The 15,405-nt window shown below is 63.9% G+C and carries 13 protein-coding genes and 2 pseudogenes; 6 read left to right on the top strand and 9 right to left on the bottom strand.

The genetic code is table 11. The annotated features are described in order from the left end of the window. Window positions 1–3: 3 nt before the first annotated feature. Complete coding sequence (locus tag AC1DUR_RS03405; protein WP_477721213.1) at window positions 4–777, bottom strand: glucose 1-dehydrogenase; 774 nt, start codon at window positions 775–777, stop codon at window positions 4–6. Window positions 778–1,151: 374 nt separating this feature from the next. Between AC1DUR_RS03405 and AC1DUR_RS03400 the strand changes: the two genes are divergently transcribed. Next, the gene (locus AC1DUR_RS03400; protein ID WP_477716540.1) at window positions 1,152–2,048 is read left to right on the top strand and encodes a LysR family transcriptional regulator; all 897 of its coding nucleotides are present in this window, start codon (window positions 1,152–1,154) and stop codon (window positions 2,046–2,048) included. Between the two features lie 134 nt (window positions 2,049–2,182). Here AC1DUR_RS03400 and AC1DUR_RS03395 read toward each other — a convergent pair whose 3' ends face one another. Next, window positions 2,183–3,361 carry an aminotransferase class V-fold PLP-dependent enzyme gene (locus AC1DUR_RS03395; protein WP_477721212.1) on the bottom strand — a complete coding sequence of 393 codons (1,179 nt, stop codon included), beginning with the start codon at window positions 3,359–3,361 and terminating at the stop codon, window positions 2,183–2,185. Window positions 3,362–3,470: 109 nt separating this feature from the next. Continuing rightward, window positions 3,471–4,400, bottom strand: coding sequence for a LysR family transcriptional regulator (locus AC1DUR_RS03390; protein WP_477721211.1), 930 nt, complete (start codon window positions 4,398–4,400; stop codon window positions 3,471–3,473). 152 nt (window positions 4,401–4,552) lie between these two features. Between AC1DUR_RS03390 and AC1DUR_RS03385 the strand changes: the two genes are divergently transcribed. Together AC1DUR_RS03385 and AC1DUR_RS03380 are read left to right on the top strand one after the other, a co-directional pair. Next, window positions 4,553–4,942, top strand: a complete 390-nt coding sequence (locus AC1DUR_RS03385) for a DoxX family protein (protein ID WP_477721210.1) — start codon at window positions 4,553–4,555, stop codon at window positions 4,940–4,942. A gap of 73 nt (window positions 4,943–5,015) precedes the next feature. Next, entirely contained in the window at window positions 5,016–5,873 is an 858-nt protein-coding gene (locus AC1DUR_RS03380) for a pirin family protein (protein WP_477721209.1), read from the top strand. Window positions 5,874–5,924: 51 nt separating this feature from the next. Here the strand turns inward: AC1DUR_RS03380 and AC1DUR_RS03375 are convergent, their stop codons facing one another. The 3 genes from AC1DUR_RS03375 to AC1DUR_RS03365 form a co-directional block, all read right to left on the bottom strand. Next, entirely contained in the window at window positions 5,925–8,999 is a 3,075-nt protein-coding gene (locus AC1DUR_RS03375; protein WP_477721208.1) for an efflux RND transporter permease subunit, read from the bottom strand. Further along, window positions 8,996–10,105, bottom strand: a complete 1,110-nt coding sequence (locus AC1DUR_RS03370) for an efflux RND transporter periplasmic adaptor subunit (RefSeq protein ID WP_477721207.1) — start codon at window positions 10,103–10,105, stop codon at window positions 8,996–8,998. Before AC1DUR_RS03370 ends, AC1DUR_RS03375 begins: the two co-directional genes overlap by 4 nt. Before the next feature lie 77 nt (window positions 10,106–10,182). Further along, entirely contained in the window at window positions 10,183–10,797 is a 615-nt protein-coding gene (locus AC1DUR_RS03365) for a TetR/AcrR family transcriptional regulator (protein WP_477721206.1), read from the bottom strand. A 91-nt stretch (window positions 10,798–10,888) separates the two neighbouring features. Here AC1DUR_RS03365 and AC1DUR_RS03360 point away from each other — a divergent pair, with 91 nt between their 5' ends. Next, window positions 10,889–12,346: an efflux transporter outer membrane subunit gene (locus AC1DUR_RS03360; protein ID WP_477721205.1), complete on the top strand. Its 1,458-nt coding sequence runs from the start codon at window positions 10,889–10,891 to the stop codon at window positions 12,344–12,346. Between the two features lie 55 nt (window positions 12,347–12,401). Here AC1DUR_RS03360 and AC1DUR_RS03355 read toward each other — a convergent pair whose 3' ends face one another. After that, window positions 12,402–12,704 carry a hypothetical protein gene (locus AC1DUR_RS03355; RefSeq protein WP_477721331.1) on the bottom strand — a complete coding sequence of 101 codons (303 nt, stop codon included), beginning with the start codon at window positions 12,702–12,704 and terminating at the stop codon, window positions 12,402–12,404. On the opposite strand from AC1DUR_RS03355, the pseudogene AC1DUR_RS03350 reads away from it, so the two are divergent. After that, window positions 12,628–12,942 (top strand): annotated as a pseudogene (locus AC1DUR_RS03350) (isochorismatase family protein); the annotation flags it as partial. The gene AC1DUR_RS03355 and the pseudogene AC1DUR_RS03350 sit on opposite strands and share 77 nt — an antisense overlap. A 45-nt stretch (window positions 12,943–12,987) precedes the next feature. Continuing rightward, window positions 12,988–13,731 (top strand): annotated as a pseudogene (locus AC1DUR_RS03345) (pirin family protein). A 203-nt stretch (window positions 13,732–13,934) separates the two neighbouring features. Here the strand turns inward: AC1DUR_RS03345 and AC1DUR_RS03340 are convergent. Both AC1DUR_RS03340 and AC1DUR_RS03335 read right to left on the bottom strand, forming a co-directional pair. Further along, a complete protein-coding gene (locus AC1DUR_RS03340; RefSeq protein WP_477716550.1) occupies window positions 13,935–14,657 on the bottom strand; it encodes a GntR family transcriptional regulator in 723 nt (240 codons plus the stop codon). Next, complete coding sequence (locus tag AC1DUR_RS03335; protein WP_477721204.1) at window positions 14,654–15,403, bottom strand: hypothetical protein; 750 nt, start codon at window positions 15,401–15,403, stop codon at window positions 14,654–14,656. Before AC1DUR_RS03335 ends, AC1DUR_RS03340 begins: the two co-directional genes overlap by 4 nt. Window positions 15,404–15,405: the final 2 nt, after the last annotated feature.

Here is a 15,405-nt window from a genome sequence, read left to right as displayed (position 1 = left end):
GCTTCAAACGACGCCGCCGTTGGCGCGGAGCGTCTGCCCATTGATCCAGCCTGCGTTCTCGCTGACAAGAAAGGCAACGGCGCTGGCAATGCCATCAGGCGTACCCAGGCGCTCCAGCGGCGCCATCTTCGACATGCGCTCAATCGTTTCCGGCGTCTTGCCGTCCAGGAACAAGGCGGTGGCCGTGGGGCCGGGTGCGATGGCGTTGACGCGGATGTTCTTGCCGCGCAGCTCTTTGGCCATGATGTTGGTGAAGGTTTCCACCGCGCTCTTGGTGGCGCCGTACACCGCATAGCCGGGCAGGGCCAGGCCGATCACGCTGGTCGAGAAGTTAACGATGCGCCCGCCCTGCTGCAGGCGGGCGCCGGCTTCGCGCAGGGTGTTGAAGGTGCCCTTGACGTTGACCGCGAAGAGGCGGTCAAAGGTGTCGTCGTCGGTGTCGGCCAGCTGCGGCAGGGTGGGCGGCATGATGCCGGCGTTGTTGATGAGCACGTCGACGCGGCCGAAGGCCTTGATGGTTTCGTCAAACAGGGCTTTGACGGCTGCGGAACTCGACACGTCGGCCTGCACGGCGACGGCTTTGCCGCCAGCGGACGTGATGGATTGCACCACGGCCTGGGCTTCGCCGGCCTTGCCGGCGTAGTTGACGACGACGGCGTAGCCTTCTTTGGCCAGACGCTGGGCTATGGCGGCGCCAATGCCACGCGAAGCGCCGGTGACGATGGCAACTTGGGTGACTGGGTTGGCTTGGGTAAGCTGATTTGCTGAAGCGGTCATTTGGAACTCCTGAGATTGATAAAGATTGGTTGGCTCTGACCGCCCGAGACGCCTGGTGTGTTGTGCGCTTTAGTGAGTCAGTGAAGGTATTGTTCTATTCAATCCTGATGCGATAAATACCGTAAACTTGCCTTCACTGTTCAATAAACACCAACAATGACATGAGTCAGCAAACTAACTCTCCAAGCAAGCAGGGGCCGCGGAACCGGCTTTGCCGGGCCGCAGGCGCAGCGGCCCCCGAGGGGCTGGAGCCTGCGGCTCCAAAGCTGCTTGAGCAGCTTTGGACAGGCGACAGAGGCGAAGCGTCTCGCGAGCCGCGGCCTGCAAGGCCTCGGGAGTTACACGCAGTGAACGACCGTGGGGGCTACTAACCAATGGATCGGTTCCATTCCATGCAGCTCTTCACCCGCATCGTGGAGCTGGGCAGTTTCACCAAGGCGGCCGACGACCTGCAGCTGCCGCGCGCCACGGTGACGCATGCGGTGCAGCAACTCGAAAAGCGCCTGGGCGCGCGGCTCTTGCACCGCACCACACGCCATGTGAGCCCCACGCAGGACGGCGCGGCTTACTACGAACGCTGCCTGCGCCTCCTGACCGATCTGGAAGAGGCCGAATCGGCTTTCGTCAACGTGGGCAGCAAGCCCCGGGGCAAGCTGCGCGTGGACCTGCACGGCACGCTGGCCAAGCACTTTTTGCTGCCGGTCATTGGGCAATTCTTTGAGCGCTACCCCGACATCGAGCTCGAAATCGGCATGGGCGACCGGCTGGTGGATCTGGTGCGCGAGGGCGTGGACTGCGTGCTGCGCGTGGGCGAGCTGACGGAGTCCAGCATGGTGGGGCGCCGCGTGGCCTTACTGGAGCAGGTCACCTGCGCCAGCCGCGAGTACCTGGCCCGGCACGGCACGCCCGATACGGTAGAGGCGCTCCGCGGGCACCGCGCCGTCAACTTCCTCTCGACCCGCACCGGCAAACCTTTGCCCTTTGACTTCCTCGTGGAGGGTGCTGAGCGCCAGCTGCAGCTCAAGGGCTCGGTGGCGGTGACCGACGCCGACGCATATGCGGCCTGCTGCGCCGCGCACCTGGGCCTGATCCAGGTGCCGCGCTACCACGTGGCGGCGCGGCTGAAAGAAGGCACGCTGGTGGAGGTGCTGCCGGCCTTCCGGCCCGCGCCCATGCCGGTGTCTGTGCTGTACCCGCACTCGCGCCAGCTGTCACCGCGCGTGCGGGTGTTTGTGGACTGGCTGGCCGATGTGATGGGGCGGGCCGGCTAGCGGTGACGATTGCACCGGCTTTCGCGCCACCACAAGGAGCCGGTCAATGCCACCTCCGGCCACTTCCAGCCACTTCCAGCCACTTCTGGCCGCTTTAGGAAGGCCATCGGCGGCATCGTGCTCCGCCTTTGAATTCAACCTTCATCCGTGCTGCCGAGCACGCGGTGCAGCGCTTCCACGAAGCGCTGCAACTCGGCTTTCCGGGTGTAGACATGCGGCGAAACCCGCAAGCCTTCGATCGACCCTGCGCAGCGGTACTTCACGTGCACCTGGTGCCTGTCCCGTAGTTCGCGCTCGACATGCCTCATGTCGGCGCCGGCAATCGAGAACAGGCTGACCGCGGCGAGCCGCTCATCGTCGAGCGGTGTATGCAGCCTGAACCCCCGGATGCCGCGAGCCAGTGCCACCCAATAGCGGGTCAACTCGCGCAAGCGGGCGTGCATGGCCTGGACACCGACTTCGCGGTGAATCTCGATGGCAGGGGCGATCCCCGCCTGCAGGGCGGAGTTGTAAGTCCCGAGGTTCCAGTGGTCGAACTTGTCGATGCGATCCGGCACGTCTTCGAACGGTGCCATCAACGGCCAGGTGGATGCGATGCGGTCGCGGCGCGCGATCAACATGCCGTTTCCAACGGGAGCCCCCAGCCACTTGTGGAGGCTGGTGACGAAGAAGTCGCAGCCCAGCGAACGGAAGCTGACGGGCATTTGCGCGAAGGTCTGCGCGCCGTCGACCAAAGACAGCACACCGCGTTCGCGCGCCAGCTCGCACAGACGCTCAGCGGGAAGCACGCGCCCGGTCCAATGCAGCATGTGCGTCAGCTGCATCACGCGCGTTCGGGCCGTCAACGCAGACGCGTAGGCGCTCACGATGGCGTCGTCATCGGCTAGCGGATCAAAGCGCACTGTCACGACCCGGATGCCCTCCCGTGAGGCACGTTGCTGCCAGCCGCCGAGGGCACTCGGATAGTCCCACTCGGAGACCACCACCTCGTCGCCAGGCTGCATGGTCACACCAAAGATGACCGTGCTGAGTCCCTCCGTCGAGTTCCGGTTGAGCGCGATCTCCGCAGGGTCGCAATCGACCAGGGCCGCAAGCGCGTCCTTGACCGAAGGCAGGTTCGCGTCGAGCCGGGTCCACATGTTGACGTCCGGGTTGCGGCTGACCAGGCGAAAGGCCTCGATCACCGCCTGCTCGACGGCCCGTGGTGGAGGGCTGACGGCCGCGTTGTTCAGATTGAGCAGCGGCTCTTGCGCCGGATAGCGCGCACGCACCTGCTCCCAGTACGCCTCGTTGTCGCGTTGAAGTTCTTGCATCTCTCGGTTCGCTCCTGTGGTGAGCAGGCAATGGTGCCCCGGCTGGCGCGCAAGATGATGTGCATTTGCGCGCTGCCGCTGGCACAAGCTGCCGTACTTGTCCCCTTTGTCAGCTCCGCGCAGATTGGAGCATCTCCGGCAACGCCTCGGTCGCACTCAGCTTCTCCATCACCAATCCAATAAAAGCCGACACCGCCAACGGCAGGTGCCGCCGGCTCGGATACAGCACGCTCAGGCCCTGGCTCGTGCGCTGGTAGCGCGGCAGCACCGGCACGAGCAGGCCGGCCTGGATGTCGAGCCTGGCCATGGTGGGCGGCAGCAGCGCGATGCCGAGGCCGGCCAGGGTGGCTTTGCGCAGCGCCTGGGCGGTGTTGCCGCTGAAGCGGCCGGCCACCTGCACTTCCTCCTCCACCCCATCGGGGCCGGTCAGGCGCCAGGTGGTGCGGCCGCTGGGGTGGGCGGAGGTCACGCAGTCGTGGGTCGCCAAATCCTGCAGCGTGCCGGGCGCACCACGCGCGGCGATGTAGGCGGGGCTGGCCACCATGCCGTCGCTGCGGGCGCCGAGGAGCTGGCGGCCGACGTAGCCCGAGTCGCGCAGCGGTCCGCCGCGAAACGCGACGTCGATCTGCTCGGCAATCAAATCGGCCTGGGCATCACTGAGCACGAAGTCGAGCCGCACCCGCGGATGCGCGGCCAGAAAGTCAGCCACCCATTCCATCAGGAAGAAGTCGAAGAAATCAGCCATCGCCGCCACGCGCACCAGGCCACTGGGTTCCTGGCTGCCCGTCATCAACTCCTGGCCGGCTTCGACCAGCCCGTCGACCGCGCCTGCGCAGCGCTCGTGGAAGGCCTGGCCGGCGCTGGTCAGCGTGAGCTTGCGGGTGGAGCGCTGCATCAGCCGCGTGCCGAGCCGGGCTTCGAGCTGCTGGATGCGCCGGCTCACGGTGTTGGGAGGCAGGCCCAGCCGCCGCGCCGCCTCGGCAAAACTGCCGCAGCGCACCACCTGCACAAACATGGCGATGTCATTGAGGTCGAGCATGATGGGAAATTACTTCTATTACTTCTATTGGTGGATGAGTGCAATCCAATTGTCCCGTCTAGTAATGTAATTGATGCGATCCTAAACTTCCGGGCATTGGGGCCGCAAGGCCCTTCAACGCCGCAAGGCACACGCAAGGACATCGCTTTCCCATGACCTCTTCCTCTTCCTCTTCTCTTTCTCCTACGCAACGCCGCATCGTCTGGGGCATTCGCATTCTTCTGGCACTGGCTTTCGGCGCGGCAGGCATCGCCAAGCTGGCCGGCGTGCCGCAAATGGTCCAGGTGTTCGACGCGATCGGCTTCGGCCAGTGGTTTCGCTACCTGACGGGTGCGGTCGAAGTCGTGGGCGCCGTGCTGCTGCTCGTGCCTGCGGCCAGCTTCTTCGCGAGCCTGCTGCTGACCGCGACCATGGTCGGCGCGGTGGCGACGCATCTCGTGCTGATTGGCGGCAGCCCCGTGCCTGCGTTGGTACTGGGCCTGCTGTCGGCCTTCGTGGCCTGGCGGCAGCGGCCGGTGCCCCGGTTGGCTACGGCGGGTTGATGCACTGCACACACTGCACATCTTCTTTCCCTTTTTCTTTCCCTTTTCACCGATCTCTTTTCAGGAGCACCCCATGACCACCGTCGTCGCCACCAAAGCGCGCGCCATCGTCTACCGCACGCGCGGCAGCACCCATGGGCCGATCACGCGGCTCGTGAGTCCTGGCGACCTGGGCGAGTTTCTCAAGCCCTTCGTGTTCCTGGACCTGTTCGGCTTCCAGCCCGCGGCCGGCGGCAAGGGCTTTGGCATGCACCCGCACTCGGGCATCGCGACGCTGACCTTCATGATCGAAGGCGACGTCGGTTATGAAGACACAACCGGCAAGACGGGCGTGCTCCCGGCCGGCGGCGTGGAATGGATGCGCGCCGGCAACGGCGTGTGGCACACCGGCGCGCCGGTCAGCGACTCGCCGGTGCTGGGCTTCCAGCTCTGGGTGGCGTTGCCGGCATCGGAAGAAAACGCGCCGGCCGAGAGCATTTACCTCTCGCCCGAGCAGGTGCCGCAGGAAGGCCCGGCCCGCGTTCTGCTCGGCCGCTACGGCGCGGCGCAAAGTCCCATTCCGGCGCCGTCAGCCATGAACTACCTGGCTGTGCGCCTGAAGGACGGCGAGCGCTGGCGCTACACGCCGCCCGCCGGTCACACGGTGGGCTGGGTCGCGGTCAACGCAGGCCGGCTCGATGCGGGCGACAGCACGGGCGGCCCGATCGCCACGGGCGAACTCGCGGTGTTCGAGGAATCCGGTGAGGCCATCGACTTCGTGGCCCACGGCGACACGGCGTTTGTTCTGGGCTCGGCCGTGAAGCATCCGCATGATCTGGTGATGGGCTACTACTCGGTGCACACGAGCCAGGCGGCGCTGGCCCAAGGCGAAGCCGAGATTCAGCGCATCGGCACGCGTCTGCGGCAAGAGGGGCGGCTGGCCCAGCGGTGATGTTTCCATAGCTTATTGCCGCGATATAAGTGAATCGTGAGGGAGAGCAAATCAGCGCGGATCAGCTTCCGTTGCCGGGCTGATCTTGAACCAGATGGAATACATGGCCGGCAGGAACACCAGCGTCAGAACCGTCCCAGCAAAGGTGCCGCCGATCAGCGTGTAAGCAAGAGTTCCCCAGAACACCGAATGGGTCAGTGGGATGAAGGCCAGGATCGCCGCCAATGCGGTCAAGACCACCGGTCGAGCACGTTGCACGGTGGCCTCGACGACCGCATGGAATGGGGCGAGTCCCGCCTCTTCGTTGTGGCGGATCTGCCCGATCAATATCAGCGTGTTGCGCATCAGGATGCCCGAGAGCGCAATCAGCCCGACCAGCGCATTGATGCCGAACGGCTGTCGAAACAGAATCAAGGTAGGCACTACACCGATTAGCCCCAGCGGGCTGGTCAGGAAGACCATGACCATCGCCGAGATCGAGCGTGTCTGAAAGATGATGATGAGCAGGGTGATTGCCAGCATGATCGGGAACAGCGGCAACATCGCTGTCATCGCCTTGCCGGATTCCTCGATGGCGCCTGCCTCCTCAATGCGGTAGCCGCCCGGCAGCTTGTCCATGATGGGCTGAACCTGCTGGCTAATGGCTGCTGACACGTCCGGTGGCTGCATGCCGTCGGCAATATCGCCTCGAACGGTGATCGTCGGCATGCGGTCACGCCGGCGCATGATCGGCTCCTCCGCGCGCACGTCGACTTTGCCTATCTGCGATAGCGGTATGCGTTGCCCGTTGGCGCCGGTCAGTGTGAAGTCCGCGATCCTGGCCGGGTCGAGCCGAATGGTGCCGGCCGAGCGGGCTGTGACCTGCACGGTGCGAATGTCCTCACGCACGGCAGTCAATGGAACACCGCTCAGCAGGAACTGCAGTTGTTGGGCCACGGCGCTGGAGGTCAAGCCCACGGCCTGCAATCGGTCTTGCTGCAAGGTGAAGTGCAGCGCGGGTGTGCGCGTGCCCCAATCATTGTTGACGGTACGCATCATCGGACTGGCATGCATGACCTGCTGCACTTCGGCCGCGATTTCCCGCAGCTTGTCCGGGTCTGGCCCGGTGATCCGGTAGGCGACCGGATATGGCGAGTAGGGACCAAACACGAGCTGGGTGACACGCACGCGCGCCTCAGGGACGAGGCCGTCGGCGATGGCCTCGCGCAGCCGGCTTTTCAACACCTCGCGCTCATCCTGGTTGTCCGTGCGGACCACGATCTTGGCAAACGAGGGGTCGGGCAGTTCTGGTCCCATTGCCAGGTAAAAGCGTGGCGCGCCCTGGCCGATATAGGCCGTGACGATCTTCGCTTCCGGCTGCCTGGTCAACCAGGCTTCCACTGTCGCCGTGCTGGCACTGGTCTGGGTGATTGAGGTGCCATACGGCATCTGCACCTCGACCAGCACTTCGGGGCGGTCGGAGATCGGGAAGAATTGCTTCTTGACCACGGCCATCCCCAACACGGACACCACAAAAAGGCCCACGACTGTTGCGGCGACCAGCCACTTGCGAGCGATGACGCGCGCCAGTACTTGGCGGAAGCGGTTGTAACGCGGCGTGTCGTAGAGCGCGTCGTGGCCGCCTTCGATTTTTTTAAGCTCAGGCAGTAGCTTGACGCCAAGATAGGGTGTAAAGACTACGGCAACCACCCATGACGCGATCAGTGCAATGCCGACGATCCAGAACATGTTGCTGGTGTATTCCCCTGCAGTCGATCGGGCGAAACCGTTCGGCATGAAACCGACGGCCGTGACCAGCGTGCCCGAAAGCATGGGCGCGGCAGTGTGGCTCCAGGCGTAGGCGGAGGCTGCGATGCGGCTATAGCCTTCCTCCATCTTGACCACCATCATTTCGATGGCGATGATGGCGTCGTCGACCAGCAGGCCCAGCCCCAGGATCAGGGAGCCCAAGGTGATGCGGTCAAAATTCTTGCCGGTCGCGAGCATCACCATGAAGACTGCCGCCAGCGTCAGCGGCACGGCTGCGGCGACCACGATGCCCACACGCCAGCCCATGCTGACAAAACACACCAGCATAACCACCAGCAACGCGACGAAGAACTTGACCATGAACTCATCGACTGCTGAGCTGATGTTGACGGCCTGGTCTGTGACCTTGGCGAGGCTCATACCCTGTGGCATATCGGCATTGATCGCACCGACCTCTTTATCGAGCGCCTTGCCCAGGTCGAGTCCATTCCAACTGTCGCGCATGATGATGCCCAGCAGCAGAGCGGGTTCGCCGCCATTGCGAATCATGAAAGTCGCCGGGTCTTCATAGCCACGCTTGACTGTGGCGATGTCCGACAGTTTTAAAGTGCGGCCTTGCGCCACGACCGGCGTATCGCGGATTTTTTGTAACTCATCTAAAGCACCGTCCAGGCGAATGAACACCTGCGGCCCCTTGGTCTCCACGGAGCCGGCCGGCGTCAGAGCGTTCTGGCTATTGAGCCCGGCGAACACCTCCTGCGGGCTGACGCCCAGCGTTGCCAGGCGCTCGTGCGAGAACTCGACATAGATGCGCTCGGACTGCTCGCCGACGATGTTGACCTTCTTGACCCCCGGCACGTGCAGCAGCCGCTGGCGCAGCGTCTCCGCATCGCGCACCAGCAAGCGCTGCGGCTCACCTTTGGCCTTGAGCGCGAACAGGGCAAAGGTGACGTCTGCATATTCATCGTTGACCATCGGCCCGATCACGCCGGACGGAAGGTTGCCGGCTTCGTCTCCGACCTTCTTGCGGGCCTGATAGAACTGCTCCTGCACTTCCCCGGGCGGCGTGCTGTCGAGCAGGGTCAAGGTCGTGAAGGCCAGGCCCGGCCTTGTATAGGTCTCGGTACGGTCGTACCAGCGCAACTCCTGCAGCCGCTTTTCAATCTTCTCGGCGACCTGGTCCTGCATTTCCTGCGGGGTTGCCCCGGGCCAGGCTGTGACGATCGTCATCACCTTGACAGTAAAGGAAGGGTCTTCCGCGCGGCCCAGTTTGAGGAACGCAATGAGCCCGGCCAGTGAAATCAGGCAGATCAGGAACAAGGTGATGGAGCGCTCGCGCACGGCGAGCGCCGAGAGGTTGAAACGGCCTTCGCTCATGGCCGCGCGCTTGCCGTTGCAGCCGTTTGACCCGCCACGCGAATCTGCTCGCCTTCGCGTAGCAGATGCGTGCCGAGTGCGACTATCCGGTCACCCTGCTTGAGTTGACCTGCAATGTGAGCACTATCGTCGCCCAGGCGCTGGACCTTGACCGGCCGCCACGAAACCTTTGCCGGCTCGCCCTGGATCACCCAGACGCCCGGCCCTTTGCCCGCGTCGGAGAGGGAGCCAATGGGTACCGAAAAGCCGTCTTGCGCAGCGGAATGTGCGTCCGGAATTTGAACGGTGACTGTGCTGCCCAATGGCGCGGTGGACAGCTCTCCATCCAGCACATAACGCGCCTCGAAAGTGCGCGTCAGCCGGTCCGCGGCGTTTGAGAGCTGCCTGAGTCTGGTCGGAACGGTAACGCCTTCCTGGCCAAAGAGCGTGGCCAACCCGGTTGAACCGACCGCAGGGCGCAAGGTTTCCGGTAGTTGAATGACGGCTTCACGGCGGCCGGCATGGGCCACACGCACCACGACCTGCCCCGCGTTGACGACCTGGCCGGGTTCAGCCAGCGTTTCCATGACGACGCCATCGCCATCTGCCACCAATTCCGTATAGCGGCTCGCGTTTCGAGCGACTTCGGCCTGGGCCTCGGTTGCGTTGAGCTGGGCTTTGGCCGCATCTGCTGCCGCCTTGACCTGGTCATAGGCTGAGGCTGAAATTGCACCGGTTCCGCGCAGGTCCTGGTAGCGGGCTTCGTCCTGCGCCGTTTGCTGCGCCCGCGCTCGGGCGGCGGCGACCGCTTCCTGCTGTGCATGCGCTGCGAGCTTCAGGTCGACGGGATCGATGCGCATGAGCGGCTGCCCGCGCTTAACGGTTTGCCCCGCATCCACAAGGCGTTGCAGCACCTTGCCGGAGACCCGGAAGCCCAGATCGCTTTGTACCCGAGCGGCTACGGTCCCGGTGAACGCGCGTGACGCAGCGACCGAGCCCTGAATGGTGGCCACGCGTACCAGCGGCGCTTCGGTACGTGGATCAGATTGCGCCTTGTCGCCGCAAGCGGCCAACACAAAGGGCAATGCACAGATGACGGTAGATATAGGGAGGCAACGCCTGAGCATAAAAGTCCCACTGACGAAGTGAATTGGACTTTCATTATGGTACTAGTGACCAAATTAGTCAATAGTCACGATTTCCGTCAAGGTGACAGACTGCGGAGCACCAGGCTCGACAAATGCGCCGGCGCCTCTTTGTTGTAGTCAAAGCTATGCTGCAAGAGCAAAGGGTTGAGGTAGGGGCGCATGACCAGATAGATTGCCAACGCCGTCTCGTCCAGGGGTGTCTTGCGCTCGAAGTCCCCGGTTTGCCGGCCTTCCTGCAAGACGTCCCGAAGCAGCTTCTGGATGCGTTCTTCGTAGGCATGAACCGCCTGCCAGCGCTCTGTAGCGGCCGAGGCGGCAATCTCGTAAAGCTTGCGGTCCTGGAAAAACAGGCGAAGGCTCGCCTCGGTCATGACTTTAAACATCCGCCGCAGCTTCTCTGGCGGCATGTCGGCCCCTGCAACAGCCGCACTGACCTCGGCCTCAATCTCGCGCAGGCAGTTCGCGCAGATCATCTCGCCAATGGCTTGCTTGGATTCAAAGAACTTGTAGATGTAAGCCTTGGAAAACCCGATGGCTTTGGCGAGGTCGGAGACGGTCGTTTTCTCGTAACCGTAGCGGCTGAAGTGCTCGGTGGCCGCGCTAATGATCTGATCTCGCACGTCGTGGTCGGCCGGGCCGCGGGCCGAAACCGGATAAATCGCTTTGTTCATGCCCGAAGCTTACCCGCATCCCAAGAGATCAACAACGAGTGACCATATTGTATTATAGTCACTACATCGACCACTGACCTGGAACAAATCCATGTTGCCCAAATCCACCCTTACCAGCCTCATTGTTGCCAGCCTCTCGGTCGGCTGCGCCGTCGGTCCCGACTACGTCAGGCCCGATACGCCCATGCCGCAACGGTACCTGGGCCAACCAGCGGTAGACCAGCGGCATGCCGCTGCCCAGGCCGATCTCGTCACATGGTGGACGGGTTTCGGCGATCCGCAACTGACCCGCTTCGTCACGCTGGCGTTGGCGCAGAACCTCGATCTCGCGCAGGCGTCCGCTCGCGTCGCCCAGGCCCGCGCGGAGCTTGGGGCGGCAAATGCCGCATTGCTGCCTTCGGGCAACGCCAGCGGCCAGGCGGCCAGAGCCTACCAATCCCTTGAAACGCCTCTGGGCAAAGTCTTGAGCTCGAGCCCCGGTTTCGACCGCCACGGCAGTTCTTACGAAGCCAATCTCGGCGCGAGCTGGGAACTGGATGTATTCGGAGGCTTGCGTCGTGGAAAGGAAGCGGCACTTGCCGGGTACCAGGCGTCGGAGGCAGGCGCAACCGCCACCCGGCTGGCCGTGGCGGCACAGACCGCCGACACTTACATCATCATTCGTGGGCTGCAAACCCGCCTCGACCTTGCCCGCCGGCAGGTGCAGACGCAGCAGGAATTGCTATCAACCATCAACCTTCTGTATGGGAAAGGGTTGGCGGCCGAACTTCAAGTGAGGCAGGCCGAAGGTGCGCTTGCCCAGGTTCGGGCGTCCGTGCCGGTCCTTGAGGCGGGTCTGGACGTGGCCATGAACGCGCTTGACGTGATGCTGGGCTCACCACCCGGAACGCATCGGGTGGAACTGGCCGGTGCTGGCGTCATCCCTGCTGCCCCGCAAATCACTGCTACAGGCTCTCCGGGTGAGCTGCTAAGGCGCCGCCCTGACCTGATTGTGGCTGAGCGCCGCCTTGCCGCATCGAATGCCCGTATCGGTGTCGCCATTGCCGAGTACTACCCCAAACTCTCTCTGAGTGGGCTGATCGGCAGCGCGACATCGGTGGCCGGCAATCTGTTCACCAGCGGCGCCAGTCAGGCCTCCGGCGTGCTGGGTCTGCGCTGGCGCCTGTTCGATTTTGGCCGCATCAACGCGCAGATCGACCAGGCCAGGGGCCAGGAGGCCGAGATGTTGGCTGCATATCGGCTTGCCGTACTGCGGGCAACTGAGGACGTAGAAAACGCCTTTTCGGCCCTGGTCAAGCGCGAGGAGCAGGCTGCTGTACTTGCCCAGGGAGTGGACTCTCTCGGCCGCGCACGATCAGCTTCGTTTGCGGGGTATCAGAAAGGGGTACTCAGCTTGATCGAAGTCTTGCAGGCCGACGAAAACCTGCTACGCGCCTCCGATGCGCGAGCGCAAGCGCAAACGGAATCAGCACGCGCAGCGGTCGCTACCTTCAAAGCGCTCGGCGGCGGTTGGCAACCCCAGGGATCCAACGCGGTCGCAATCAGATAGCCCAACGTTTGGGAAATTGATCCATAAAACTCTGCAGAGATCGATTCATTTCCTGTTATGCCGTGCAGGGGGCAGGTTCTTGAGGCCACAGCCGCACCACCAGCGCGGCGACGCCGGCCACCGCGGCCATCACGCACACACCTTGCCAGCCGGCCTGCGCCAGCACCACGCTGCCCAGCCAGGCGCCGCTGGCCATGCCGGTGAACATGCCGATGAAGAGCACCGCATTGAGCCGGCTGCGCGCGGCGGGTTCAATGCTGTAGATGATGGTCTGGTGCGCGATCTGCGTGGCCTTCCCGGCCTTGTCGGCACTGGCCGAAGGCTTTGAGGTGTTTGTGGTGACCGATGCGTCGGGCACGTTCAACGAAGTCACCCGCGATGCCGCCTGGAACCGGATGTCTGAAGCCGGCGCCCAGCTGATGAGCTGGTTTGGCCTGGCCTGCGAGCTGCACCGCGACTGGCGCAACGATGTGGAAGGCCTGGGAACCCTGTTTGCCAACCACATCCCCGACTACCGCAACCTGATGACCAGCTACAGCGGTCAAGGCGGCAAGGTAAGACCCCAGGCCGCCGTGGCCACGGCGGCCTGCACTTGAAACCAGATAACGCTAACCACAATTGTGTTTTCTGAAAGCTCCGCCATGACCATCCGCCTCGCCAATCCTGACAACCCCATCGTGCAAATCAAAGCCCTCGGTTTTCCGTGGGAAAAACGATCGACCCGTTTCTGTTTTGCGCCTACCACGATGACGCTTACCCGGCGGCCAACGCGCAGATGGGACCGCAGGCTTCGCTGGCAGGGCGGGCCATCGGGCAAGACTTCAGCCGCAAGGACGGCTGGAGCATGTACCACGGCAGCACGGTGCCGGGCTTTCCGGGGCATCCGCACCGGGGCTTTGAAACCGTCACCATCGTCCGCAAGGGGCTGATTGACCATTCGGATTCGCTGGGCGCGGCGGCGCGTTTTGGCGGCGGCGATGTGCAGTGGCTGACCGCGGGCAAGGGTGTGGTGCATTCCGAGATGTTTCCGCTGCTCGACGCTGATGCGCCGAATCCGCTGAAGCTGTTCCAGATCTGGCTAAACCTGCCGGCAACTGCTCAATGGGGAAAACGAAGTCGCCGAGTTCCTGTTGCTACAGGGCAAACCGATAGCCGAGCCGGTGGTGCAGTACGGCCCGTTCGTGATGAACACGCAGGCCGAGATTGCGCAGACCATGGCGGACTACCAGCGCACGCAGTTCGGCGGCTGGCCCTGGCCCGACGACGCACCGGTGCACGGGCGCGACCCGGCACGGTTTGCCAAACACCCGGACGGGCGCGAGGAGCGGCCGGCGGTGGGTGATGATCACGCCGCGGCACATGTGGCAGGCGACGGCACCGATTAAGGGCATCCGCCTAACGTCGCCGGGACGTTGCCGTCACGTGCCGAGTGGCCGGAGGCGCTAGCCTTTGATCAGTAGAAGCGTTCTGGCTCGCGTGCGCCGTAGATGCTCCCTCATCGCGTTCTCCGTGCCTCGCGCATTAACTCGATCGATGATGACGTGATGTTCGTCCCTGCGCGCATGTGGCGCTCGGGTGACGTGGGCGCTCAGAAGATCGAGAACGAGAACGCGCGTTCGACATCGGCGCGAATGTGCTGGATGCGCTCGCGGTTCAACTGCTCGGCCGCCGCGGCGTCGCGGTTCTCGATGGCCTTGAACAGTTTTTCATGCTCGGCGATCGCCGCCTGCATGCGGCCAGGGATCATCGCTGTGCGATTACCCATGAGGCGCAGTCGATTCTCAATGCCCATCACGTAGTGGATGAGCGTGTCACTGCGACAGCACTCGGCCAGCATGCGGCGGAAGTCCAGCGCGTTGTCCAGGTAGTGCACCACGTCGCCGGCCTTGACCGCAGCAACCATCTGTTTGAGCGTGGCTTTCAATTGCTTGAGTTCCTGTGGTTGGGCCTGTATCGCAGCCAGCCTGGCGACCAGGCCTTCCAGCACCTCCCGGATGTCCAGCAGCTCGATGATCTCCGACGGCTTAAGCTGTTTGACGGTCACACCGACAAACCGCGTCCGCGATACCAGGTGTTCGACTTCCAGCTGGCGGATCGCTTCGCGCACCGGCGTGCGGCTGACCTTGTATTGGGCAGCCAGGTCTTGCTCTGTCAGCTTGTCGCCGGGTTTGAGTTCGCCCTTCAGGATGGTGGCGCGGATTCGGTCGCAGACCTGTTCGGCGCTTAGGGGCTGGCCGCCTTCCTGTTTCGCGGCGGTCTTGGGCGTGGACATATTCATGAACGCGTTATACAGCATGCCTTCCATGGTCATGCGGGCCCATGCACCAGGTATTCGGCGGCCTTGGCCGGCACCTGCAGGAGAAGGACCTGCAGGCCTTCGGGCCCGGCCTGGAGCATGCCGCCTGGCTCGCCTGCTTGCAGGTAGCGGCTTTCCCACACTTCGAGTTGACCCGCTCCGTGTCGCATCGCGCCAGCCATCACCAACTGGAACTGCCCGCTGGCAGCCGGCACCGGTGCCTCGGCTTGGCCGCCGGGTGGAAGGCTGCAGAGGGAAGCGGCAAGCCCATCTGCCTGCGGCTCGATGGCATGGAACCACGCCGGGCCTGCGAGGGCGCCGAGCTCGGCCGCGCTTGCCTGCGGCACGGGCGGCCCCTGCATGTGGCGCTTGGGTCCGCGCAGCATTTTGTCCCGGGCGACGGCGATGAAGTTGGCGCCGATCTCGAACACAGGGCGTATGGTGAAGTATTTCAGGCCCTGTGGGCCCGCGACCACCGGGCCGTAACCTGTGCAGGCGCCCGCGTAGTGGACCGAGCCGGTCGCGACCTCATGCGCGCCCAACCGGCCGGAGCCCGACATAACCACCTGGAACTGGTTCTGCGTGTGGAAATGCGGCGCCAGCACCGAGCCCGGCGGCTGCTCGACCAGGAACACGGTCGGCGAGAGCACCGGGTCCTTGCCCCCATCCATCCATTCGCTGCGAAAGAACTCGAAGCCCTCTGGTAGCTTGCGCGCATGCCGCGTCTGGCGTGCGCGCGCCGCCGATCCCGTCAACACCATGT

The sequence above is a fragment of the Polaromonas sp. P4_F4 genome (assembly GCF_056401355.1).
The sequence above is the reverse complement of the archived record's forward strand: the minus strand, read 5'-3'. Positions and strand labels throughout refer to the sequence as shown.

Bases quoted from the DNA above. Each gene is read 5' to 3' on its own strand.
- AC1DUR_RS03405 (WP_477721213.1), bottom strand. From the start codon at position 777: ATGACCGCTTCAGCAAATCAGCTTACCCAAGCCAACCCAGTCACCCAA.
- AC1DUR_RS03385 (WP_477721210.1), top strand. From the start codon at position 4,553: ATGACCTCTTCCTCTTCCTCTTCTCTTTCTCCTACGCAACGCCGCATC.
- AC1DUR_RS03400 (WP_477716540.1), top strand. From the start codon at position 1,152: ATGGATCGGTTCCATTCCATGCAGCTCTTCACCCGCATCGTGGAGCTG.
- AC1DUR_RS03395 (WP_477721212.1), bottom strand. From the start codon at position 3,361: ATGCAAGAACTTCAACGCGACAACGAGGCGTACTGGGAGCAGGTGCGT.
- AC1DUR_RS03335 (WP_477721204.1), bottom strand. From the start codon at position 15,403: ATGGTGTTGACGGGATCGGCGGCGCGCGCACGCCAGACGCGGCATGCG.
- AC1DUR_RS03380 (WP_477721209.1), top strand. From the start codon at position 5,016: ATGACCACCGTCGTCGCCACCAAAGCGCGCGCCATCGTCTACCGCACG.
- AC1DUR_RS03375 (WP_477721208.1), bottom strand. From the start codon at position 8,999: ATGAGCGAAGGCCGTTTCAACCTCTCGGCGCTCGCCGTGCGCGAGCGC.
- AC1DUR_RS03360 (WP_477721205.1), top strand. From the start codon at position 10,889: ATGTTGCCCAAATCCACCCTTACCAGCCTCATTGTTGCCAGCCTCTCG.
- AC1DUR_RS03390 (WP_477721211.1), bottom strand. From the start codon at position 4,400: ATGCTCGACCTCAATGACATCGCCATGTTTGTGCAGGTGGTGCGCTGC.
- AC1DUR_RS03370 (WP_477721207.1), bottom strand. From the start codon at position 10,105: ATGCTCAGGCGTTGCCTCCCTATATCTACCGTCATCTGTGCATTGCCC.
- AC1DUR_RS03340 (WP_477716550.1), bottom strand. From the start codon at position 14,657: ATGACCATGGAAGGCATGCTGTATAACGCGTTCATGAATATGTCCACG.
- AC1DUR_RS03365 (WP_477721206.1), bottom strand. From the start codon at position 10,797: ATGAACAAAGCGATTTATCCGGTTTCGGCCCGCGGCCCGGCCGACCAC.